Below are 22,784 nucleotides of genomic sequence, written 5' to 3'. Positions count from 1 at the left end.
AGCTTTTATTAAGCCCATAAGATTATAGGTAGAGTAATTTTATAATTTTTTAAATATTAAACACTCTGTGGATAACTTATATGATACGTGCTTTAATTTTACTTTTTTTTGTAGCTTCATCAGTAGGCTGTTCAATCTCAACTAGAATCAATGAAAATAACAATAAAGATCCTTTAGAGGACTTAAATCGTATTATATGGGAAATAAATTATGATTATTTAGATCCATATATTCTTTATCCTGTATCATTTTTCTATATTAGTAAAGTTCCTATTCCAATTAGAAGTTGTATCAAAAATTTTTTAGGTAATTTAAGTGAACCTTCCAGTATGATTAATACTCTTTTAATGCAGGACCCGAAAAAATCTTTACATCATTTTAATCGGTTTTTGTTAAATAGCACATTTGGTATGCTAGGTTGCATTGATGTAGCTTCATTATTAGGTATAAATAGCTATTCTCATAAGAAATTTAGTCATTTTCTCGGTTATTATGGATTGGAGAATGGTCCTTATTTAATGTTACCTTTTTATGGACCATTAATTCCAAGAGAAATTGCAAACTTAGTCGATTTTCTATATCCCCCCTTATTCTATATAAACAGTATTTTTTACTTAAAGATGTTTTTTGAATACATGGAATCTAGGTTTTCTTTATCATCTCAAGAAATTCAATTGAAAAACTCACTGGATCCATATATATTATTTAGAGAAATGTACCTGCAAAATCAAACATTTAAATCTGGAATAAAAATTAATGATTACTCTGATGATGAAGAAGACTATCTAGATATTTTTTTAGATAAGATGAAATGAAGTTCTGTTCTTTTTGATTAAAAAATTGTTTTGTCTTATTTAATAAGATGGTACTCTTCATCTAATATTTTTAGAATTTCTTGTTTTGGATTTCTACTTAGAGAAATAGCTTGTCCAGTAATAATTTCAGCAGCATTTAGATAAAGATCTGATATTTTTAATAAAATATTCCTTGGTAACTTGCTATTACATGCTATTTTTTGTCTTTCTACTATTCGTTCTTTATTTAATAAAATATCGCTATCCGGAATATACTCAAGTAAAAATTGGCGAAATTTTTCTTTTGATAGTTCAATAATATTTCCAATTTTGTACTCTTGAGTATTCCAAATACGAGAAGAATCTGGTGTACCCACTTCATCTATATAAATTAGTTTTTTCTTACCAGTAGTATTAGTTATGTAACCAAATTCAAATTTAGTATCAATGAAAGTTTGTCCAATGGTTTTTAGTTTATTACTAATGATAGAAAAACCTTTTTTTGAAAGTCTTTCATATTCTGTGATATCTTCTATTTTTAGAAAATTAAATAAATTAAAGTTGTCTTCAATATTTTTTCGAGAAATATTAGCGTCTGTAGTTTCAGAAACTCCAGGAATACCTCGGAGGATTCCTTTTGTTGATGGTGTAATGATAATTTCTGGTAATTCTGTATTTTTTTTCAGACCTTCTGGTAGAATAAGATTAGAAAATTTTCTTTTCCCTTGTTTGTAATCTCTCCAGATTGAGCCTGTTAGAAACTTACGACAGATTGCCTCAATCATGATAGGCTTGGTCTTTTGTATAATCCAAACTAAAGGATGTGGAATATCTACAATATGATTGTCAGCTAAGCCGTTTGTTTTAAATACTTTAAACCAATATTTAGAAATACTATTAATAGCAGCTCCTTTACCTAGAATTCCGTTCAATCTTCCCTTAGTATGCCAAATACAGTCAAATGCTGAAATCCTATCACTAACTATCATGACGGCTAACAATGAATCAGGAGAAATATTGTATTCTTTTTGTTTGATAAGGCGTTTGCTATCCTCTGAAGTTAAGAAATATATTGAACGAATTTTCCCATTATATATTGGTTTATCAGTACGGATCGGAAAATCATGAGTAATTGTTAACAATTGGTTTTTAAACACCTTTACTATCCTTAATCCTTAGTAAAGAAGATTTTTTTTGAATATTAAACAGATTTTATTCTGCTACTAATGAAATCTTATTCTTGTTTTCTATTAAGGAAACTTTATAGCTAAGCAGCTAGTTTTGATAAAAAAATGTCTTTTCGTTTATTGAAATGATTAATTAAATCATCAACTTCTTTTTTTACGTAAGGTCTAAGACCTCCTGCTATCATACGTTTAATACCTTTACCTACAATAATTTTATTTTCTTTAAAGATAAAATTTAGTGTTATAAAAGCTCTTTTTCCTACTACGTCAAAGGTGGCGTCTAAGAATTCAACTTTTGGTTGAATAAGATTTAAATGATTAAACTCAATTTCCATGCTTTCATAAATGACTAATGGTCGGTTACAGCTAATCATCATTTTTTGTTTTTCCATCAGTGGCACCATAATTTCTGGGAAGCTCATACCAGAAAATTGTACATAATCAACCACTAAACATTCAATTAATTTTTCGTCATAATTAATATTCCCATCATGGGTTATATGCAAATATTCTTTACCGTTTTTATCAACAACAGACTTTTTTTGTTCTGATTTATTCTCAATTTGTAATGCAATTCTATCATTAACCATTTCAGCAAAATCAAAACGCATTTTTTGACTGATCCCTTTTTTTTGTAAGAAAACTGCAAAGAGTAAATCTCCAGGAACACAGAAACGTTTATTATGTTCATCATGGATTGGATTATAATCACCAGCAACTTTTTTAGCGAAGTAACTTGCTTGTTTACGGGTAAACTTAAACTGTTGATTGTAATTTGAGAAGTAAGGAGTTAAGAACATAGTTTGTATTATTCTAGCTAAAATTAGGATAAATTATATATGGCATTTTAAAAAAACTGGTCTGTTTAGTATGTTAAATATTAATCTATAAATAGATTGTATAAAAATATTTAATCTTCTTGTTCTGTCAGATTTGCTTTAACTATATAATGTGTTATACATAAATGTGTATTTTGATTCGATTAAGTTTATTTTTAAGTTATATAACTAGAGATATGAGGTTTTATGATAAATAATAAGGAATCAGTTGTTCCATCAAACTTTATTCGACAGATTATTGATAATGATTTAAAAAATGGCATACATAAGAGCATACATACTCGTTTTCCGCCTGAACCTAATGGTTATCTTCATATTGGTCATGCTAAGTCTATTTGTTTAAATTTTGGTATTGCTAAAGATTACTTAGGTAAATGTAATCTTCGTTTTGATGATACTAATCCTGAAAAAGAAGATCTTGAATATATTAAATCAATTAAAAATGATTTGATTTGGCTAGGATTTAAATGGTCTGGGGATATTCATTATTCTTCTAATTACTTTGATGAATTTTATAAATATGCGATAGAATTAATCAACAAGGGTTTAGCTTATGTTGATGAGCTAAATCCTAAGCAGATTCGTGAATATCGAGGCACTTTAAGTTCTCCAGGTAAACCTAGTCCTTATCGTTCTAGAAGCATTCAGAAAAATTTAGATTTATTTAAAAAAATGCGTCTTGGAAAATTTAAAGAAGGTGAAGCATGTTTGCGTGCCAAGATTGATATGAATTCCTCTTTCATCATAATGCGAGATCCAGTTCTTTATCGTATTCGATTTATCAGACATCAACAAACTGGTAATAATTGGTGTATCTATCCTATGTATGATTTTAGTCATTGTATTTCTGATGCATTAGAAGGGATCACTCACTCAATTTGTACTTTAGAATTTCAAGATAATCGTCGTTTATATGATTGGATATTAGATAATATTACAATTGCTTGTCGACCTAATCAGTATGAATTTAGTCGATTAAATTTACAATATACTATAATGTCAAAGCGCAAGTTAAACCAATTAGTTAAAAGCAATTTAGTGGAAGGATGGGATGATCCGCGGATGCCTACAATCTCTGGATTACGCCGTCGTGGTTTTACAGCAAAAGCCATACGAGATTTTTGTCAGCGTGTTGGTGTAACTAAACAAGAAAATATGATTGAATTTAGTTCTTTAGAATCTTGTATTAGGGCTGATTTAAATAAAACCACACCAAGGGTAATGGCTGTTCTTAATCCTGTTAAAGTAATTATTGAAAACTATAATGAAAAAAATACAGAAACATTGTTAATTAGAAATCATCCTAATAAGCCTGAAATGGGTTTTCGTGAAGTACCTTTTGGTCGTGTTATTTGGATCGAACGCAATGATTTTCGTGAAATAGAAACTGAAACATATAAGCGTTTAGTATTAGGTCAAGAAGTTCGATTACGTGGTTCTTATATTATTCGCGCTAAAGGTATAAAAAAAGATAAGCAAGGTAAAATTACTACTATTTACTGCAGTTATGATATGGATAGCTTAGGTAAAAATCCAAATAAACGTAAAGTAAAAAGGGTAATTCATTGGATATCAGCTGATAAAGCGTTAATTGCTGAAATTCGATTATATGATCATCTATTTACGATTCCTAATCCAGATTCTGTTGATGATTTTATTAATGCTATTAATTCTAAATCTCTATGTAAAGTACAAGGCTTTGTTGAACCTAGTTTAGCTACAGCGAAACCAGGGCAAAGATTTCAATTTGAACGCATTGGCTATTTTTGCTTAGATTCAAAACATTCAAAACCTCAATCATTAGTATTTAACCGAACTGTGAGTTTACGTGAAACTTGGAGCTTCGATTGAACATTATTTTTTCACAAGTATTGAAATTAATGTTTGTTTACGTATTTTATGTATGCATTGGAATTATTTTTACATGAGGTATTTATATCTGAGTGTTTAGCATATAAATAAAGTTTATGGAAAGTTAGAATTAGATTATGTTGTGCAACAATTTTTTTGTCTCTGTTCGATAATTTTATCTAAAAACTCAGTCACTTTCTCACAACCTAAATATAATAGATGATCATGGTATTCTTTTCTGGATAGTTCAAATACTGATCTTACATTGTTAAATTGATTTAAAACTCGATATACTAATATTTTCTTTTATCTGGATTAATTTCTTGTATAAATCTTCAGCAGTAATATGTTGATATTTTGGTTGCTGAAAAAGTTCTAGACTCTTTAATCTTGATGTAGTAACTTTAAGACCAGCATCCATCAAATCTTGATTATTTGACATATCGATTCCTATCAACTATCTATAATAAATAAAAATTCAATCTTTTATAATTTTATTGGATGAGGTTGCTAAATGTTATATGTATAATGTAGTTAGTTATATACTCTAAATATTATTAATCTATTTTTTTAGAAATAAATGGATATGTTTTATAAGTGCATTTGTTATGTATAGTGCTGCATAAAGTAGAAATAGAAAATGTTAAATGATTTTCCATAATAGTGCACGACAATGTATAGAATTACTTAAAAAAACTAAATATAATAGGTATTTTATTTACTATTTCTATAGCAGTATACATGTATATGTAGCATATCCTGAAGGTCTTCATATTTACCGTATATAAGGCCAGTTTTGTTGTGCATAAAAGCAAAATTGTATATTTCTAGCCATTTGGGTATTTCTGCTTTACAAATTAAATTAAGCAAAAACTGTATCGGTTTATCATACTATGATAGATGATAATTGTTAATTTGCTATACTATAATTTATTTTATTTCTAATAGATTTATTGATTTTTCATAGTTTACTTCTTTAAGACCAAAACCAAATAATCCTAAAAATTCTTGTTTATATTCACTATAATCTGATAATTCTTTTAAATTTTCTGAAGTAATATTTGACCATATTTTATAACAGTTTTGTTGGATATCTTCACGAAGTTCCCAATCATCTAGTCGTAAACGATTTTCACTGTCTATATTTGAAGATAAAGTCTTCTTGGTATGCAAATGTTGACTAAAAAGTCGATAAATATTTTCAATACAACCTTCGTGGATCCCTTTTTTCCTCATTTCTTTAAATACTATCGAAATATATAGTGGCATTATTGGAATAGCAGAACTAGCTTGAGTTATAACTGATTTCAGAACAACGATATTAGCACTACCACTGATTATTGTTGACAATTTTTTATTTAGGAGTGATGCTGTATACTCTAAATGTTTTTTAGCTTTACCAATTGTTCCATTCCAGTAAATAGGCCATGTTATTTCTGTACCAATATAACTGTAGGCAATCGTTTTACAGCCTTTTGCTAATACATTTGCATCTAGAAGAGCATTTATCCAAAGTTCCCAATCTCCACCTCCCATTACAGTTACAGTATCTTTTATTTCAGCTTGTGTTGCAGGTTGAATATTTGCTTTAACAATTAGATCTTTGTTTGTATCTACCGCTATTGAAGTATATGTTTTACCTATAGGTTTTAAAACTGAACGAATAATTTTGCCTGTCTCAGGTAATTGTCTTATTGGAGAGGCTAGTGAGTAAACTAGCATATCAATCTGACCTAAATCTTCTTTTATTAGTTTTATTGTTTTTTTCTTGACTGAATCTGAAAAAGCGTCTCCATTTAGGCTTTTTGAGTATAAACCTGCTTGATTAGCTATTTTATCTAAAGCCATTGCATTATAGAAACCGGCAGTGCCTGTTTTCTTTTCAGTCTCTGGTTTTTCAAAGAAAATACCAATTGTAGATGCATTTCCACCAAATGCTAGAGCAATCCGAGAAGATAAACCATAACCACTAGAAGAACCAATAATTAATACACGTTTTGCTATATTCTGAATTATTCCTTGCTTTTTAGTGTAGGCTATTTGTTTTTTTACGTTAACTTCACAACCTATAGGGTGAGCAGTAGTACAAACAAAACCTCGGATTTTTGGTTTAATGATCATATTAAAATTCCTTCGATTATTATTTTGAAACAATAAGTTAATTAGAATGTTATAAGCAATTTAAAATTTTCTATTTACAATTTTTCATAGTTGTTTATCTAAAATTTTATTTATTTTTTGTTTATTAATAATTTTACAATCAGCTACAGTCTGTAGTATTAGTTTTTTAATTTTTTTAAAAAGATTTACTGTATAACACTAAAATTAGTGTGTTATTTTTTTCATTGTTCATAGAACGTATATCAATAATACGTCTAAATTCCATCTATTCTAAACATAGAATTATCAATTAATATTAGTTCATAATGATTTTTGTTTGCCATTTGTTAGCAGTGTCATAATAAATCCTTTATTTTTCATGAAAATTTCTATAATGATTAGATTTAGCTAGATCATTATTAAACAATGAAAGCTTTAATCCTATTATAATTAAAGTTTTTAAACTTTATAACTCACTGTTTCTATTATTAATTTTATCAAAGATAATACCAAAGTTTAGAAATGACTTTAGAGTGAATATTAAATTTTTAATCTTTTCTTATCACATAAAGTTTGATGCATATTATTTTTTTCACATTATATAATTTTGCTTTGATTTTCCCCTTTCTTTAGTAAAAAGTATATTCTTAGTCAAGAATGCTCTTATATTTAAGTGAGAGACACATTTCTATATTTGAATATATGTAGATAGTTTGTCTTGCATTATACATTATAGGGCTTCATTTAGAAATAAAGCATAGGAAAAGAATAGCTGATTAATCAGATATATATTTAGATTCTAATTTAAGAGTTTGAGTTGGAAATGCGATGTCAGCATTGTATTTATAAATGATATTCATAATCTTAAGCAAAATATCCTGTTTAACTTCATGATAATGAACCCAGTTTATTGTTTTTGTAAATGTATATACTAGAAGGTCCAAAGATGATGGTCCAAAAGCGTTGAAACTCACGATTAAAGTTTGCTTAGCATCAATTTCTGGATGGTTCATTAACATACTTTTAATATCTGGAATGATAAGAACAATTTTTTTTCCATCTTCATAACGAATTCCGATATTTTCATTGATGCGTCTGTTGAACATTCGAGATGGATTTTCAACTACTATATTGCTAAATACTGAATTTGGTACATAAATCGGTCTTTTATCAAAGGTACGAATTATTGTAATACGCCAACCAATGCTTTCTACTGTACCTTCAATCTGACGATCTGGTGAGCGAATCCAATCATTGATTTTAAATGGACGATCAAAGTAGATCATTAGACCACCAAAAAAGTTAGATAATAAATCTTTTGCTGCTAAACCAACGATTAGCCCGCTAATACCACTTAAAGTCAATACGCCAGATAAACTGAGACCAAAAGATTGCATTATTATTAATATACCTATAGCTATAAAGAATAAACGAGCTACTTTTGCAGTAATTTGTAAAGTAGTAGCATCTTTATTTTTTTTCATTAAGGTATACTTTTCAGTATTATTAATAATACGAATAGCAATCCAGATAAAACTTATAGAAATTAGTAATAATTTTAATTTTTCGGACCAGTTAGTTTTAAAATTAAACTGAATCTTTAAGAAAAAGTCGAGTGAAATTATAGCGGGCCAAGACCAAATTAATACACTTATAGGGATTTTAAATGCATCAAGAACTAAATTATCCCAGTGAAATTTAGTTTTATTAACTAAAATGCTTAGACGCTTATAAGTAAGATGCCAAGCTATCCAAATAATAAAACTAATTCCTATAATAAAAAAGATATCTTTATGTAGATGCTGAACAAAATAATCTATAGTAAACATAGAGACAATTTATTAAGTTAAACAGATAGTACTAACGGATATAATGAAGTTTATTAATAAAGAGTAAACTGTAACAGTAAAGCATTATTATTTCTCTTTTATTATATTATTATAAGTGATTAGTTTAAATATTACATTACATGTTCTTAATTTTAGATTTAGATAGAATAGATAAAATTAAGCATGTAGCAACAAATACTATTGTTGCTACAGAAAAAGAAATAGCAATAGAAGAAGTTTTTGCTAGGGTTAAAAAACCAGCAGTTGCGGTTATAGCTATAGATAATGCATATGGAAGTTGGGTTACAACATGGTCAATATAATTACATTTCGCTCCTGTAGCAGATAAAATTGTCGTATCTGAAATAGGAGAGCAATGATCACCAAATACAGAACCAGATAAAACAGAACTTAGTATTGGTAAAAATAGTCCAATATTTATTGTTGTGGCTATATCGCCAGCAAGGGGTAACATAATACCAAAGGTTCCCCATGAAGTTCCAGTAGCAAAAGCCATTAAACCAGAAATAAAGAAAAATATTACAGGTAACAAATAAATAGGCATGTCAGTTTTTGAAATAAGCGATGAAAGATAAATTCCAGTTTTCATATCACTGATACTTGAACCAATGACCCAAGAAAATAGAAGAATTAAAATTGCACCAAACATTGATTGAGCACCAATCCAAACCGTTTTCATAATTCGTATTAATTGGATTCGTTTTTGAAATGTAATTAACAATGACAAGATCACACCGGCTAACCCTCCGCAAAATAGAGAAAGGCTGAAATCAGTATTTTCAAATATAGAAAAAAACGTAAATGGTTTCCCATTTTTAGTGATGGAGTGATATCCTGTATAAAGCATCATACTTATAGTCATAACAAGAAGAGCAAATATAGGAATAAGAAGATCTGAGACTTTTCCTTTTATTTTAGGAAAACTATTGCCTTCTTTTGAGTTGTTTTTAAATGCAGGATTAGTAAACTTTTTTTGTTCAATTTTAATTTCATGATAACGCATTGGACCTACATCTAACTTAAACACTATCACAGCAAAAACCATAAGAATAGCAAAAATTGAATAGAAATTCATTGGAATGAGATGTAGATATAAACTTAATGGTGAGTACTCTGTTGTTAAACTGTGTGATATTAATATGCTGCTAAGGATTGTCATGATATAAGCACCCCAACTAGAAATTGGCACAAGAACACACGTTGATGCAGCAGTAGAATCTAAAATATAAGCTAGTTTTACACGAGATACATAAAAGCGATCAGTTATAGGTCTTGCTATTGCACCAACAGCTAGGCTATTAAAATAATCATCTATAAAAACAATTATGCCAAGGAAGGCTGCAAGTAATTTTGAACCACGCTTGTTTTTTACTTTACCTTTAGCCCAATTAGCAAATGCAAAAGTACCACCAGATAAAGTTAATATTGCAGTCATAACTCCTAATAACAATAGGAAACTTAGAATGTATATATTCTCACTATTAATTTTTTCTTGTATAAAGAATACATTTGAGACAGTTTGAATAACATAATCTACAGAGCATATGAAGGAATAATTAGTAAGTAAAATAGCAGAAACCAAAATACCAATTCCTAGGGAAAGTAATACTCGACGCATAACTATAGCAAGGGTAATTGCAATTAAAGGAGGCAGCAATGATAATGAAGAGGATGAAAAATCAATTAAATTCATATTTGTTAAATATTATCTACTATAAAATGAAATAGATAATGATATTAATATAAAGATAAGTCAATGTTATTCTAATACTAATTTTTTCTATGTGTTTCACAAAAAGTGATTTCTAATATATGTCTATATTATTCCATTTTATAAAAACTATTATAATTCTATCTGTTAAAATTTAATTAATATTATTGTATTTTATTTTATTCTAATTAGATTTAGATATTCTAACTTATTAAATAGTTTAGAATTTTATATATTCTAGAGTTATGTAAATATATTGAAATTTATTCGCGATAAGTTTAGTATCTTTGTACTTTAATATAAAGAACTGGTAAAAGAAGTAATGTCAAATTTAATAAAAATACTCTTAAATATTAGGAGTTTACGTGCATTTTCTCGAGAATTAACTTTGCAGCAATTAGAAGAAGGGTTAAATAAATTTAAAATTGTTGTTCAGGAACGTAAAAAAATTGAAGAGCAAAAACATAAATATAAGGCACAACAAAAGGCTAAGCTAGCAGCTATTACAGATCAAATTGAAAAAGATGGCATTGATATTAATGCCTTGATTTCAGCACTATCAAGAGAAATTAGGTATAATAAAATCAAAAGAAAAAGACCTCCACGTCCAGCAAGATATAAATATGTAAATGCTAACGGTGATGAAAAAACTTGGACTGGTCAAGGTAGAACGCCTTCAGCTATTCAAGAAGAATTAGATGCTGGAAAATCTCTGGAATATTTTGCAATATAAAGTTTTTATATTTTAAAATGTTCACCAATGTAGATTGGTCATATTGTTTCATATTGAACACGACCAATCTCAAACAGGTCTTTAAGATCATAAATACATTAGAAGGTGTATATTGTTTCTAGATTTCTAATATTCGTTTTATAAAATGTAAACTCCTGAAATGAGTCATATTTAAGTAAGTTAGCTGATTCTTTTTATTTTTTATACAAATAAAAAAGCATACATAATATGCAAGGTATTTTTTAGGTTTTACTGTGTTAGCAAAGTTTAAAAGTTTATTTATAACACTACGTGTTTTAAAAAATGAAAGATTTCATTTTTTTATATGTAATTTATTATCGATTTAAGCAGATTTTACTCAATTTGAGCATTAAAATATTAATCTCAGGATTACTTGGAATTTACTTGAAAGAATTGTTATATTACTCTTCAATTAGTCTTTTATTGGAGTAATAGCTTTGCTTCGATATATCTTTAAAAGAACATCAGGAAAGCATCGTTTAATTTTTTCAGTTCCTACCTGCATAGATTTGCTAAGATTCTATCTAATAGATACTTTTACTTGAATTAAATTTTTTCTAAGCAAAATCATATTTGCAAGTTAAAGCACCTACTCAGTCATTGTATTGGTTATAGTCCTAAAAATCAATATATCTATGGAGGTTTATATGCAGTTTCTCTTCATAAGAGAAAATTGTTATAAGTTATTTCAACCATTTAGAGTCTAATAAGGGAATCAACTTTGACTTAGTTAGTAATCTTCAATTAGATATAAGGAAGTTTTTAAGAATGTAAAACTTATCCATTGAAGTTTGGTTTAAATTTTTCATGTAAGGATGACTTTAGCAGAAAAAACCATCAAGTGTAAAATACTACACTAGTAGAAAACGCAATTAATAAGGGCTAAAGATATGCGTTTTAATATCCCTAATATTTTGTCTTTATTACGAATTTTTTTAATCCCAATATTTGTTGTTATCTTTTACCTTCCACATAGTTGGGCTCCTTTTGCAGCTTCGATTGTATTTTGGGGAGCAGGATTTACAGATTGGTTAGATGGAATGTTAGCTAGAAGACTTGATCAAATTTCTCGATTTGGTGCTTTTATTGATCCTGTAGCAGATAAAATATTAGTTATTACTGCACTTATATTAATTACTGAAAGTTATCATAATGTATGGATTACTATTCCATCAGTGGTTATGATTTCTCGTGAAATTATCATTTCTGCATTACGAGAATGGATGGCTGAAATTGGAAAACGAGTTATTGTTTCTGTATCTAACATTTCTAAAATTAAGACATTGAATCAAATGTCTGCTTTATGGTTACTGATTTGGAGCTATAATGAATGGATGATTTGGATTGGTTATATTGCTATGTATATTGCTATGATATTAACATGTTGGTCTATGATCAAATATTTAGTTGTAGCTATGGATAATTTATTTAGAGAAAAATAATAGATATAAGTCTTCTTATCATCTAGAATGATAAAATATTAATATGCTTTTTAAAATTGGAAAAAAATAAAATGGAGAAAAAACTCCGTAAAATATTTTGTGATATGCAATTGCGTGCTAAGTTGAACCCCAATCCAGATTATATTACTCGAATTAATAAACTAAGAAAGTTAAAACGAGCTTTATTAAATAAAAAAACAAAATTAGTTCAATCTATAAGACAAGACTATGGTTTTCGTAGTCCATTTGATAGTCTTATTTGCGATATCTTACCTGCTGTTAATCATATTAACTATACTATTTCACGTTTACGTTCTTGGATGAAACCAAGTTCTCGTTCAGAAGGAATTTTATTATTCCCATCAAAAACACAAGTATATTATCAACCTCTTGGTATAATAGGTATTATGGTTCCCTGGAATTTCCCAATTGTACTCAGTTTGTCTCCTGTCGTTACTGCAATTGCTGCAGGGAATCTAGTGATGGTAAAATTGAGTGAATATACGCATAATACCAACAATGTTTTAAGTATAATTTTTGCCAGTTTATGTGATGAGATTCAAGTAGTAGAGGGCGATTCTAAGATAGCTGAATTATTTAGTAATCTTCCATTTAATCACTTAATTTTTACAGGTTCAACTAAAATTGGTCGCCTAGTTGCTCAATCTGCAGCAAAAAATTTAACTCCAGTGACACTAGAATTAGGTGGAAAATCTCCTGTTATTATTTCTGATGATGCAAAACTAAATTCAGCTGTTAATATTGTTATGATGGGAAAAAGCATAAATTCTGGACAAATATGTGTTTCACCAGATTATGTTTTTATTCCTGAGTCTAAGAAAAATTTGTTTGTAGATTTATACTTAAAACAATTTAAAGATATATTTATTACAAAAAAAAGCAAAATAGATTTAACTTATATCATTAATGACATTCACTATCAACGACTCAAAAGATATTTAGATAATGCGAAATTACTAGGAGCTGATATCCATACTTTTGATGAAATTCAGCCAAATAAAAGACAAATGCTTCCACATTTAGTCACTAATGTTAACGATAATATGATCCTAATGCAGGAAGAAATTTTTGGCCCTATTCTTCCGGTTATTGGATATAACCATATTGATGAGGCGTTTAGATATGTTAATAATAAACCTAGGCCATTGGTATTATACTTAATAAGTAATAGAAAGATTCTAAGAAAAAAAGTAATTGAACAAACATATAGTGGCGGAGTTTGTTTTAATGATACGTTACTACATTGTATGGTTGATGATGCTCCATTCGGAGGAATAGGAGATTCTGGGATAGGTCAATATCATGGTATTGAAGGATTCAAGGCATTTTCTCAAGCAAAAACAGTATTTTCTACTCCAAATTGGTTTCCCCGTAGTCACGTTTTATTGAATCATAAAGCAATTATTCAAAAAATATTAAATATGCTATTTCTTCGTTAGTTCGGTTAATACATTGTTTGGTTATTAATCATTTTCTAAATTTAGTCAATTTTTGTATTCGTATAAATTTCTATTATGTTAAATTTTAGATATAGGAAAAAACATTTACTTATTCCTACCATTATTGTTTAGATTTATCATATATAGTAATTAATTTATTAGAGATTTTCCTTGGTGAAATTTATAAAGTACTTATGTATCATCAGCATTGTAATTTTTATAATTCTTGGAACGAGTGTGATTGGATTTTTTTATTATTTTAAGAAAATTGAATTACCAAATGTTGCTATTTTGCGGAATGTTAAATTGCAAACACCGATGAAAATTTTTAGCCAAGATGGGAAATTAATTGCTCAATTTGGTGAAAAACGACGCATCCCTATAAGTTATGATGAGATCCCTGAACCATTGATTAATGCTTTGATCGCAACTGAAGATACTCGTTTTTATGAACATTTTGGTATTGATCCAATAGGCATCATTCGTGCTGCTATTGTTGTTGCACTTTCTGGTTCACCTAAACAAGGTGCTAGTACAATTACCCAACAATTGGCTAGAAATTTTTTCTTATCAAATGAAAAAAAGTTTAGTCGTAAAATTAAAGAAATTTTAATTGCATTGTGCATAGAGCAAGTTTTTTCTAAGGAAGAAATTATTGAGTTATATGTTAATAAAATTTTTTTGGGACAAAGAACATATGGATTTGCCGCTGCTGCACAAACATATTTTGGTAAAGATTTACAAAAATTATCGCTTAGTGAAATTGCAACACTAGCTGGTATTCCAAAAGCACCTTCAACTATGAATCCTATCTATTCTCTTAAACGGGCTATTGATCGTAGAAATTTAGTATTATCACGTATGCTAAAAGAAAAATATATTACTCAAAAAGAGTATTATAGTGCTAGTCATGAAATAATTAAATCATATTATCATTCTTCTAGCATTGAATTACATGCTCCCTATATAGCTGAGCTAGTACGATCTTGGGTTATTAAGAATCTTGACGAAGATGTGTATACCTCAGGTATAAGTATTTATACAACTATAGATTCAAATCTTCAAAAAGCAGCTAATCAAGCAACTATTGATAATCTTTTTTCCTATGATGAGCGTCATGGTTATCGGGGGCCCGAAAAAATTTTTTGGAAAGAAAACCATGATCCATTGACTCAAAAAGAAATGAAGGAAAAATTATCTAGAATACCAACATACGGTCAGCTTATCCCAGCTATTGTTACTAAAGTAGATTTTAAAAGTGCTACGGTTTTTGTTAAATGCAATGGAGAGCAAATTATAAATTGGAATGATATGAGTTGGGCCAGAAGGTTTTTAAGCGACGATGTTCAGGGAATCGAACCAACATCTGCAAGAGATATTCTCACAAAAGGGGAACAAGTATGGGTAAGAAAAATTCAAAAAAATGAAAGTGATAAAAATAAACCAAATACAGTTTGGGCACTGAGTCAAATACCAAATGCTAATACTGCTTTTGTGGCCATGAATCCTAAAAACGGTGCTGTATTATCTTTAGTAGGTGGATTTAATTTTCTTATCAATAAATTTAATCGAGTTACTCAATCTGTTCGTCAAGTTGGTTCAAGTATGAAACCATTTATTTATTCAGCAGCAATTGATCATGGTATGACTTTAGCTAGCTTAATTAATGATGCACCAATTAATCAGTGGGATAAAACCTTAGGAATAGCATGGAGGCCTAAAAATTCTCCAGCATCTTATTCTGGTCCTACTCGATTGCGTGTTGGTTTAGCAAAATCTAAAAATGTAATGGCAGTCCGACTTCTTCGTAAGGTTGGTCTTGATAAAACACGTCAATATCTAACGCGTTTTGGTTTTAATAAAAACGCATTAGCGAATTCAGAAACAATTGCTCTTGGTTCCAGTAGTTTAACACCATTGGAAATGGTGACAGGTTATTCTATATTTGCTAATGGTGGTTTTTATATTAAACCATTTTTTATTGATAAAGTAGAAGGGCAATATGGGGAGATAAAATTTAGAAGAAGAAATAGTAATGACAAGTATACTTTTCAAGTAATTTCAGAACAAACAGCATTTTTAGTTCGTGAAATGTTATATAGCAACATTTGGGGTGGTGGTGATTGGCTTAATAATACTGGTTGGAATGGTACAGGTTGGAGAGCTCAAAAACTTCAGCGTCATGATATTGGTGGTAAAACAGGGACTACCAACGAATCAAAAGATGCCTGGTACCATGGTTACGCTCCTGGAATAGTTGCTACAGCTTGGGTAGGCTTTGATAACCATAATCGAGATTTAGGTAGAACACAGTTAAATAAAAATCTAAAAAATAAAAACCAAATTTCCGGTTCAGAAACAGGAGCGAAAACTGCACAAACAGCATGGATAGATTTTATGCGTGTAGCTTTAAAGCACGAGCCAATTCGAAAAAAACACATTCCTCCAAATATAGTAAGAGTTCGTATTGATCGAAGTTCAGGACTATTAACTGATAAGTTTGATGAAAGCTCTATGTTTGAGTATTTTATACGAGGTAGCGAACCTAAAGAGTATGTACATAATTCTATCACTGATAGTATTTATAATTCTTTTTAAGGAGGATATAAAATATATTTTTTTATATTTAACTAGATTAAAATTATTTCTAATAGATTAGAAGTAATTTTAGTTCATCCTTTCCTTCATATAAATCCAATAATTATGAAAATAGTATTAATAAAATGAGAGATTTTTGGATTTAGTTACTTACATAAAACTTAGTTATCAAAATTCTTAATTGTATTGAAAGATTAAATAAAAAAAGGAATCTTTTTGAATAAAAATGTTGATTTTACTAAAGGATCAACCATAAAACACATATTAGTTATGTCTGCTATGAATTCAATAGGTTTAATGGTGTTATTTATGGTCGATTTTCTTGATATGTTATTTATTAGCATGTTAGGAGAGGTTGAGTTAACAGCAGCGGTTGGTTTTTCGAGTACTTTGATTTTTTTTCTAACTTCTTTATCTCTTGGTAGTTCAATAGCAATGGGGGCCTTAGTTTCTAAAGCTATTGGAAAAAAACACTGGAAACATGCAAAAGAACTTGGAATAAGCATAATGATAACAGCTTTTTTAATTAATTCTACTGTTAGTGTTATCACATATTTTTTGTTCCTGAACTATTATCAATACTTGGAGCAACAGGGTATACTTTAGAAAAAGCTGAGTTATATTTATATATTTTATTACCTAGTGGTCCATTAATTGCTTTAGGAATGACATCTGGTTCTGCACTTAGAGCAACAGGAGATGCAAGGCGTGCTATGTTAGCAGTGCTTTTCGGAGGTGTTGTTAACATTGTTTTAGATTTGCTGTTTATTTTCTTTGGTTGGGATATAAAAGGTGCAGCGTTAGCTTCAATTATCGCTAGATTTACCGTGTTATACTTTTCCATTTATCCTTTAATTTTATACATAAATTGCTAGCTAAACCTTCATTTATTTATTGGAAAATAATATTAAGAGTATTTTAGGTATTGTTGTTCCATCAGTTATAACTAATATTTCTACTCCAATTGGCAATTTAATTGTAACTTATTTTATTGCTAGATTTGGAACAGGTTTTGTAGCAGGATACAGTGTAATAAGTCGTTTAGTACCTGTTTGTTTTTCAGCGATCTTTGCTCTTTCTGGTGCAATCGGTCCTATTATTGGGCAAAATTTTGGTGCAGATAAATTTGATCGGATAAAGATATTTTAAAGAATTCATTGATTATTGTAGTTAGTTATACCGTGTTAATTTGCATAATCCTTTATCATGTTCAAGGGAGTATTATTCAAGCTTTAATTTACAAGGTGATGCATCTATCATCTTATCTAAATTTGTACTTGCGTAGCAATTACCTTTATGTTCAATGGCACCTTATTATTGCTAACGCTTCTTTAATAATTAGGTAAACCTTTACTCTACAGCGTTGAATTAGGTAAAGCAACACTAGGGACATTACCATTTGTTTATTTAGGAGCATATTGGTTTGGAGCATTAGGTGTCCTATATGGTCAAGCTGTAGGTACTATTCTATTTGGATTAATAGCAGTGATTGTATTAAAAGTGCACTGTAGTTCTTATATAAATGAATTTTATAGAAATAAATAACATATAATTAGTTAGTTACTAGTTATATGTCTGACATTTGAATTATTTTTTTTGCAGTTTGAGGTGTAATTCGGCTAAAAAGAGGTTTAAAGTGAGCAATTTTATGATTTACTAGTGGATTATTAATACTGTTCCAGGTTAATTTTGCATTGATGAATTTTTCTGTACGAATTGCTAGTTTAGGCATAACTGGTTTTAAGTAAATAATTAATATTCGAAATAAATTAATACCAAGAGAACAAACATCATGTAATTCTTTTTTTTTCTTTTCTTCTTTTGCCATAATCCAGGGTTTTTTTTCATTAATATACTGGTTAGCTTTACTTGCTAGTGTAGTGATTGTTTGCATAGCGTGAGTGAATTCTCGAGTTTCATATAGTCTAGAAATCTTCTCAGAAGAAGAAACAAATTCATTATATAATTCCAGCTGAATACAATGAGTTGATAGTGTACTTTGAAAATATTTAGAAATAAAACTAGCATTACGAGATGCTAAGTTAACAATTTTATTAACTATATCAGTATTAACACGTTGAATAAAATCTTCTAAATTAAAATCCAAATCTTCTACTCGAGAATTCAGTTTACTCGCATAATAATATCGTAAACATTCTGGATCTAGATATTTAAGGTAGGTACTTGCTTTGATAAATGTCCCTTTAGATTTAGACATTTTTTTTCCATTAACTGTTAAGTAACCGTGAACAAAGATTTGGTTTGGTTTGCGAAAATTTGATGCTTCTAGTATAGCAGGCCAAAATAAACTATGAAAATAAACAATGTCCTTTCCAATAAAGTGATAAAGTTCTGTTTGGCTGTCTTTATTCCAATATTCATCAAAATTAATATTGGTTTTTTTATTGCATAAATTTTTAAAGCAGCTGATATACCCTATTGGAGCATCTAACCAAACATAGAAGAATTTATTTTTTTCGCCAGGAATATTAATGCCAAAGTAGGGAGCATCACGTGAAATATCCCATTTTTTCAGACCTGAACTAAACCATTCTTGTATTTTATTCATCACTGTGTCTTGCAATGAACCAGAGCTTATCCAATTTTTAAGCATAACTTCAAATTTTGGTAGTTCAAAAAAATAATGTTTAGATTTTTTGATTATTGGGGTTGCACCAGAAATTGTGGATTTAGGTTCAATTAATTCAATTGTATTATATGTTGCTCCACAACGATCACAGTTATCACCATATTGTTCTTTAGATTTACATTTAGGGCATGTACCTTTCAAAAATCGATCTGGTAAAAAAAATTGCTTTATAGGATCAAAAGCTTGAGAAATTACGTGGTTAGAAATATAACCATTTCTTTTAAGTTTTGGATAAATTTGAGAAGTTATAAGCTCATAATTTTCTTTGCTATGCGTACTATGATAATTATCATAACTGATATCAAAAGATTTAAAATCTTTTTCATGCTCTCTTTTAATTAACATAATCATCTTTTCTGGAGTGATATTCATTTTTTCTGCTTTCAACATAATCGCTGTTCCATGGGCATCATCAGAACAAATAAAATGTACTGTATTATCACGTAAACGTTGATAACGAACCCATATATCTGCCTGAATATGTTCTAGCATGTGTCCAAGATGGATAGAGCCGTTAGCATATGGTAAAGCACAAGTGACTAAAATTTTTCTTGAATGTTTTAGCATGTTCAACTATTCGATGTATAAGAAATATAAATTAGCAGATGATACTACCATTATATAGATTTAAACCCAAGAGATATTAAATTTAATTAGCTATGGTAGAAAACTAACAAAGTATTGATTAATTGAAAAAATTTGATAAATATCATACTTATTAGTTTTATTATTCTTAAATTTTATTTTGAATGCTTCAAATATAAATAATAACTTTTAAATTAGTTAACTTAGATGATTTATATAGGTCCTATTAATACTTGCTAAGTATTAAATATATTTACAATAGTATTATTATTAAAAAGTAGGTATTTAAAAGTTACTAACTTTTATGAGACATTGTTCAACTTTATGAGTAATTATGTTTAAATTATAACTATTAGAGATTATGTTAATGAATAAGGAACTTATTATTACTTTTAAAATATAAAAGACGCTATTTCAATATTAGTAATATTTGATTCAATTATTAATATTTTGTATTGTTCTTGCATATTTTTCAGTTATATAAACAATAGGATTTTGTATGAAAAAAATTGCTTTAGTAACTGGGTCAACAGGTGGGATCGGAACTGCTATTTCTTCTAAGTTTGTTAGCGATAACTATCGAGTAATAGCTACATATTCTAGTACTGAATATTATAAGGATTCTATTAAATGGTTTAACCAACAAAATTTCTCTGAAGAGCATGTACGTTTATTTAGGTTAGATGTAGCTAATACAACTGAGTGTTTAGAACGTTTAACCAGTTTATTAAAAGAAGAAGGTTGTATTGATATAATTGTTAATAATGCAGGTATTACAAGGGATAGTGTTTTTAAAAAAATGTCAGCAAAATCTTGGTACGAAGTAATAGAAACTAATTTAAATAGCTTATTTAATGTTATTCAGCCTTTGTTCGGTTCAATGTGTGATAAAGGTATGGGAAGAATAATTAATGTTTCTTCAGTTAACGCGTTAAAAGGACAATTTGGACAAGCTAATTATTGTGCGGCAAAAGCTGGTATGATAGGTTTTTCTAAAGCATTAGCAGAAGAAGGTGCTAAGTTTGGTGTAACCGTGAATGTTGTTGCTCCAGGATATACTAGTACACCTATGATAAAAAAAATAAAATCTGAGATATTAGAATCTATTAAATATAAGATTCCTATGAAGCGTTTTGCAAATCCTGAAGAAATTGCGAATACTGTAAGTTTTCTTGCCAGTGAGTCCGCAGCATATATTACTGGAGCAACCTTATCAGTAAATGGTGGTCTGTACATGCAGTAACAATAATCTAAATAAAAAGGAGCCAAACTACAATGAAGAAAGTTTATGCAATTTCAGGTAAGCGTACACCTATTGGTGCTTTTTGCGGCTCATTAAAAGGTATTTCTGCTGGAAAATTAGCATCAATTGCTATAGAAGGAGCCTTAGCATCTGCTAAAGTTTCACCTTCTATTTTGGATGAAGTTATTATTGGTAATGTTATAAGTGCAGGTCAGGGTATGGGAATTGCTCGTCAAGCTGCGATTTATGCAGGTATTCCGAAATCGGTTCCAGCTTATGGCATAAATATGGTATGCGGTAGCGGGATGAAAGCTGTTATGGATGGAGTTGCACACATAAAAAATAATGATGCAGATATTGTAATTGCTGGCGGTGTTGAAGTCATGTCTCAAATTCCATTTATATTACCTTCCAGCATTAGATCTGGCCATAAACAGCATAAAATGGGTAATTTAACTTTAATTGATCTTTTAATTTCTGATGGATTAACTGATGTATACACTAAGCATCATATGGGTATGACAGCTGAAACTATAGCTAAAGAATTTTCTATTACTCGAAAACAGCAAGATTCATATGCAATGACTAGTCAATTTAAAGCTGTTGATGCAATTAAAAAGGGAAAATTTGTAAATGAAATTGAGACTGTTAATGTAAGTCAACCTAGAAAGAGTAATGTGTTTTTTGATACTGATGAATATCCAAGGAAAGAAGTTAAACTAAGTGAACTAGAAAAATTAGCACCTGCTTTTCAAAAAGAAGGAACTGTGACTGCTGGTAATTCATCTGGATTAAATGATGGCGCAAGTGCCATGGTATTAGCATCTGAAGAATCAATTGAAAAATATAATTTGTCTCCAATTGCTGAAATTATAAGTTATGCTCAGTCAGCTCTTGAACCTGAAATGATGGGATTAGGGCCTGTTAACTCAATAAAAAAAGCCTTGAATAAAGCACAGTTAAGCATTAGTGATATTAACCTATATGAGTTAAATGAAGCCTTTGCTGTGCAAACTTTAGCAGTTATTCACAAATTAGCAGATGAATATAATGTATCAGTTTCATCCATTTTAGATAAGACTAATGTAAATGGTGGTGCAATTTCTTTAGGGCATCCGCTTGGTGCTTCTGGAAATCGTATTTTAGTAACTCTTATGCATGAATTAAATAGGAACAAGAAAAAAAGTCATTTTGGTATTGCTGCTTTATGTATAGGTGGAGGTATGGGTACAGCAGTTATTATTAAAACAGTTACATAAATAGTAATAAAATTTCAAAAATTATTAATTAGGAGAAAAATCATAATGTATACAGATTTTTTGAAAACTTTTTCAGAACAAACTGAAAAAAATATGGAACCATATCTTAAGTTTAATAAGCTGCTAACTAAAAATGTCGAAATGTTAACTGAGTTACAACTAGGTGCTATTCGTACTTACAGTGATATGGGATTAACACAAATGAGAGCTGCTAGCAAAATTAAAGATGTAACCTCTTTGACTGAGTTTAATTCACAACAATTATCTCTATTAACCAAGTTTTCTCAACAAGTTATGGATGATACTGCTAAGTTGCAATCTATTGCAAAAGAATTTAAAAATGATGTAGATTCTCTTGCTTCCGAGAATCTTAAAAGTGCTAGTTCTATTTAAATTAGGTTTATGTTGATTGTACAAACCGCCTTCATTTAAAAATTAAAGGGAGGCGATTTCTAGGTATT

The 22,784-nt window shown here is 29.1% G+C and carries 15 protein-coding genes and 3 pseudogenes; 11 read left to right on the top strand and 7 right to left on the bottom strand.

The genetic code is table 11. The annotated features are described in order from the left end of the window. The first annotated feature begins 80 nt into the window (after positions 1-80). Positions 81-815 (top strand): MlaA family lipoprotein, encoded by a 735-nt coding sequence (locus O1U_RS00670; protein ID WP_016503487.1) that lies wholly within the window; start codon positions 81-83, stop codon positions 813-815. A gap of 35 nt (positions 816-850) precedes the next feature. Here the strand turns inward: O1U_RS00670 and purC are convergent, their stop codons facing one another. Further along, complete coding sequence (gene purC / locus O1U_RS00665) at positions 851-1,951, bottom strand: phosphoribosylaminoimidazolesuccinocarboxamide synthase (RefSeq protein WP_016503486.1); 1,101 nt, start codon at positions 1,949-1,951, stop codon at positions 851-853. Positions 1,952-2,061: 110 nt separating this feature from the next. Next, entirely contained in the window at positions 2,062-2,781 is a 720-nt protein-coding gene (locus O1U_RS00660) for a DUF3581 family protein (RefSeq protein WP_016503485.1), read from the bottom strand. A 225-nt stretch (positions 2,782-3,006) separates the two neighbouring features. Here O1U_RS00660 and glnS point away from each other — a divergent pair, with 225 nt between their 5' ends. Then, positions 3,007-4,671, top strand: a complete 1,665-nt coding sequence (glnS, locus tag O1U_RS00655; RefSeq protein WP_016503484.1) for a glutamine--tRNA ligase — start codon at positions 3,007-3,009, stop codon at positions 4,669-4,671. Between the two features lie 26 nt (positions 4,672-4,697). Here glnS and O1U_RS00650 read toward each other — a convergent pair. From O1U_RS00650 to O1U_RS00635, 4 genes and pseudogenes are all read right to left on the bottom strand, one after another. After that, positions 4,698-5,113, bottom strand: a pseudogene (locus tag O1U_RS00650) (transcriptional repressor). Positions 5,114-5,601: 488 nt separating this feature from the next. Further along, on the bottom strand, positions 5,602-6,792 hold the full coding sequence (fabV, locus tag O1U_RS00645; RefSeq protein WP_016503483.1) for an enoyl-ACP reductase FabV: 1,191 nt from the start codon (positions 6,790-6,792) through the stop codon (positions 5,602-5,604). A gap of 755 nt (positions 6,793-7,547) precedes the next feature. After that, a complete protein-coding gene (locus O1U_RS00640) occupies positions 7,548-8,600 on the bottom strand; it encodes a mechanosensitive ion channel family protein (protein WP_016503482.1) in 1,053 nt (350 codons plus the stop codon). Positions 8,601-8,736: 136 nt separating this feature from the next. Beyond that, entirely contained in the window at positions 8,737-10,314 is a 1,578-nt protein-coding gene (locus O1U_RS00635; RefSeq protein WP_016503481.1) for a Na+/H+ antiporter NhaC family protein, read from the bottom strand. A 340-nt stretch (positions 10,315-10,654) separates the two neighbouring features. Here O1U_RS00635 and O1U_RS00630 point away from each other — a divergent pair, with 340 nt between their 5' ends. The 6 genes and pseudogenes from O1U_RS00630 (at position 10,655) to O1U_RS04975 (ending at position 17,735) form a co-directional block, all read left to right on the top strand. After that, positions 10,655-11,065: an H-NS family histone-like protein gene (locus O1U_RS00630; RefSeq protein WP_016503480.1), complete on the top strand. Its 411-nt coding sequence runs from the start codon at positions 10,655-10,657 to the stop codon at positions 11,063-11,065. A gap of 911 nt (positions 11,066-11,976) precedes the next feature. Then, positions 11,977-12,528 carry a CDP-diacylglycerol--glycerol-3-phosphate 3-phosphatidyltransferase gene (gene pgsA / locus O1U_RS00625; RefSeq protein WP_016503479.1) on the top strand — a complete coding sequence of 184 codons (552 nt, stop codon included), beginning with the start codon at positions 11,977-11,979 and terminating at the stop codon, positions 12,526-12,528. A gap of 71 nt (positions 12,529-12,599) precedes the next feature. After that, positions 12,600-13,988, top strand: a complete 1,389-nt coding sequence (locus O1U_RS00620) for a coniferyl aldehyde dehydrogenase (protein WP_016503478.1) — start codon at positions 12,600-12,602, stop codon at positions 13,986-13,988. A 174-nt stretch (positions 13,989-14,162) separates the two neighbouring features. Beyond that, positions 14,163-16,586: a penicillin-binding protein 1A gene (locus tag O1U_RS00615; protein ID WP_034411390.1), complete on the top strand. Its 2,424-nt coding sequence runs from the start codon at positions 14,163-14,165 to the stop codon at positions 16,584-16,586. A 270-nt stretch (positions 16,587-16,856) separates the two neighbouring features. Beyond that, a pseudogene (locus O1U_RS04980) lies at positions 16,857-17,461 on the top strand (MATE family efflux transporter). A 19-nt stretch (positions 17,462-17,480) separates the two neighbouring features. Further along, entirely contained in the window at positions 17,481-17,735 is a 255-nt protein-coding gene (locus O1U_RS04975) for an MATE family efflux transporter (RefSeq protein ID WP_051348133.1), read from the top strand. 427 nt (positions 17,736-18,162) lie between these two features. Here the strand turns inward: O1U_RS04975 and metG are convergent. Then, positions 18,163-19,803, bottom strand: a pseudogene (gene metG / locus O1U_RS00605) (methionine--tRNA ligase); the annotation flags it as partial. A gap of 517 nt (positions 19,804-20,320) precedes the next feature. Here metG and O1U_RS00600 point away from each other — a divergent pair. Genes O1U_RS00600 through O1U_RS00590 form a run of 3 tightly spaced genes read left to right on the top strand, consistent with a single transcriptional unit; the run spans position 20,321 to position 22,716 of the window. Next, positions 20,321-21,064 carry an SDR family oxidoreductase gene (locus O1U_RS00600; RefSeq protein WP_016503475.1) on the top strand — a complete coding sequence of 248 codons (744 nt, stop codon included), beginning with the start codon at positions 20,321-20,323 and terminating at the stop codon, positions 21,062-21,064. Between the two features lie 32 nt (positions 21,065-21,096). After that, positions 21,097-22,323, top strand: a complete 1,227-nt coding sequence (locus tag O1U_RS00595) for an acetyl-CoA C-acetyltransferase (protein WP_016503474.1) — start codon at positions 21,097-21,099, stop codon at positions 22,321-22,323. 45 nt (positions 22,324-22,368) lie between these two features. Then, on the top strand, positions 22,369-22,716 hold the full coding sequence (locus O1U_RS00590; protein WP_016503473.1) for a phasin family protein: 348 nt from the start codon (positions 22,369-22,371) through the stop codon (positions 22,714-22,716). Positions 22,717-22,784: the final 68 nt, after the last annotated feature.

The organism is Candidatus Photodesmus katoptron Akat1, assembly GCF_000478685.1.
Lineage (GTDB): Bacteria > Pseudomonadota > Gammaproteobacteria > Enterobacterales > Vibrionaceae > Vibrio > Vibrio anomalopis.
The sequence above is the reverse complement of the archived record's forward strand: the minus strand, read 5'-3'. Positions and strand labels throughout refer to the sequence as shown.

Excerpts from the sequence above, each read along its gene's own strand:
- O1U_RS00670 (WP_016503487.1), top strand. The coding sequence starts at position 81 with ATGATACGTGCTTTAATTTTACTTTTTTTTGTAGCTTCATCAGTAGGC.
- pgsA (WP_016503479.1), top strand. The coding sequence starts at position 11,977 with ATGCGTTTTAATATCCCTAATATTTTGTCTTTATTACGAATTTTTTTA.
- fabV (WP_016503483.1), bottom strand. The coding sequence starts at position 6,792 with ATGATCATTAAACCAAAAATCCGAGGTTTTGTTTGTACTACTGCTCAC.
- O1U_RS00595 (WP_016503474.1), top strand. The coding sequence starts at position 21,097 with ATGAAGAAAGTTTATGCAATTTCAGGTAAGCGTACACCTATTGGTGCT.
- O1U_RS00635 (WP_016503481.1), bottom strand. The coding sequence starts at position 10,314 with ATGAATTTAATTGATTTTTCATCCTCTTCATTATCATTGCTGCCTCCT.
- O1U_RS00640 (WP_016503482.1), bottom strand. The coding sequence starts at position 8,600 with ATGTTTACTATAGATTATTTTGTTCAGCATCTACATAAAGATATCTTT.
- O1U_RS00600 (WP_016503475.1), top strand. The coding sequence starts at position 20,321 with ATGAAAAAAATTGCTTTAGTAACTGGGTCAACAGGTGGGATCGGAACT.
- O1U_RS00620 (WP_016503478.1), top strand. The coding sequence starts at position 12,600 with ATGGAGAAAAAACTCCGTAAAATATTTTGTGATATGCAATTGCGTGCT.
- glnS (WP_016503484.1), top strand. The coding sequence starts at position 3,007 with ATGATAAATAATAAGGAATCAGTTGTTCCATCAAACTTTATTCGACAG.
- O1U_RS00630 (WP_016503480.1), top strand. The coding sequence starts at position 10,655 with ATGTCAAATTTAATAAAAATACTCTTAAATATTAGGAGTTTACGTGCA.
- O1U_RS00590 (WP_016503473.1), top strand. The coding sequence starts at position 22,369 with ATGTATACAGATTTTTTGAAAACTTTTTCAGAACAAACTGAAAAAAAT.
- O1U_RS00660 (WP_016503485.1), bottom strand. The coding sequence starts at position 2,781 with ATGTTCTTAACTCCTTACTTCTCAAATTACAATCAACAGTTTAAGTTT.